Source organism: Pseudomonas sp. 05T35, from assembly GCF_056396605.1.
On the sequence record NZ_JBFTLU010000699.1, the window covers coordinates 1 to 1,502 of the forward strand.

At 61.9% G+C, this 1,502-nt stretch carries 2 protein-coding genes; one reads left to right on the plus strand and one right to left on the minus strand.

Annotated elements, in window-relative coordinates:
• On the plus strand, window positions 1-751 hold a 751-nt coding region (locus AC1DH9_RS28990), incomplete at its 5' end, for a ribose-phosphate diphosphokinase (protein WP_477809319.1).
• 18 nt (window positions 752-769) lie between these two features.
• On the opposite strand, the gene AC1DH9_RS28995 is transcribed toward AC1DH9_RS28990, so the two are convergent.
• On the minus strand, window positions 770-1,330 hold the full coding sequence (locus AC1DH9_RS28995) for a nitroreductase family protein (RefSeq protein WP_347927381.1): 561 nt from the start codon (window positions 1,328-1,330) through the stop codon (window positions 770-772).
• Window positions 1,331-1,502 lie beyond the last annotated feature (172 nt).

Sequence of the window (1,502 nt, forward strand, 5' to 3'; positions counted from 1 at the left end):
GCTGTGTCGGTTGCTGTTTTTTTGTGGCGCACTCAAGGATGCCGGCGCTCACCAGGTGCAGGCCGTGACGCCCTACCTCTGCTACGGGCGCAAGGATCGTCGTACCCAACCTCAGGACCCGACGATCACCCGCTACGTGGCGGCCATGATTGAAGCCTGCGGCGTGGATCGCCTGGTGGCCCTGGAAGTGCACAACCCGGCAGCGTTTGATAACGCCTTTCGCATTCCCACCTGGAACGTGCAGTGCGCGGAATTGTTCGCCCGGCATTTCGCCGGGTTCGTCGGCGACGCCGAGGTGGTGTCGGTTTCCCCGGACGCCGGCGGCACCAAGCGGGCCGAGCAGTTTCGCCAGGCCCTGGAGCGGCAACTGGGACGCCCGGTGGGCGGTGCGCTGATGGAAAAGCACCGTGCTCAAGCGACGTTCACCGGCACGCTGCTGGTGGGTGAAGTGCTGGGTAAAACCGCGATCATTTTCGACGACCTGATCAGCACCGGTGAAACGCTGATGCATGCGGGCCTCGCCTGCCAGCAGGCCGGTGCCACCCGGTTATTTGCAGCCGCCACCCATGGTTTGTTCACCGGTGGCAGCGACCTGCTCGACAAGCCACTGTTTGAACACCTGGCGATCTCTGACAGCGTGCCTCCGTTTCGCCTGCCAGCCGACTGTGTCACGCGCCACTTGCACGTGCTCGACAGCACCGCACTGATTGCCACCTTGCTGGCTGAAAACGGAGCGTTTGCTACCGTCTGAGCACGGGCGGCCTCCTGCTCAGCCAATCCAGCGGATCTCGGGGTCCTTGTGCTGGACGGGCGCAGGCGCAGACTTCGGATGGCCAACGATGATGGGCGCCACGGGCCTCGATCCGGCAGGGAGACCCAATACATGCTTGCCCTCCGGCGTATTGAGAAACCCCTGGGCAAAACCGATCCAGCAGGTGCCGAGTCCTTCAGCGTACGCGGCAAGCATCAGATTCTCGGCCGCCAGGGCGCAGTCTTCAACGATCCACGGACCGGGCGCGTTCCCCGAAATCAGGATGAGTACCGGCGCGTGATAGAAGATCTGGAAGCCTGGATCGTTGAGCATCGAATAAAAGTGCTCGGACTGGGTCCCTGCGGGCACTGTCGCGAGCAGGTGGGCCTTCGCTTCGCGCGAGACCCGATCCAGCAGTTCCTGATCGCGGATCACCGTGAACGTCCACGGTTGTTGGTTGACTGCGCTGGGCGCCTGGACGGCGGTGTTGATCAAGCGACGAATGATGAGTTCATCAACCGCTTCTTTCGTGTATTCACGCGTCGAGCGACGGCCCGAGATTGCCTCGTTGATATTCATGGCGGCAGCCTCAAATATTGTCGTTTCATACAGTGGCCCGCCAACGAACATCTACTATTGATTTAGATCAAATCAGGGCAAAACCTGCCAAACGGGGGGAGCTTATATGAGCAGCGCGATCCGGCTTCTGGTGTGCGCTGTGCTGGTGTGCATCGGCGGGCTGGCCTGGGGC

Bases quoted from the DNA above. Each gene is read 5' to 3' on its own strand.
- AC1DH9_RS28995 (WP_347927381.1), bottom strand. From the start codon at position 1,330: ATGAATATCAACGAGGCAATCTCGGGCCGTCGCTCGACGCGTGAATAC.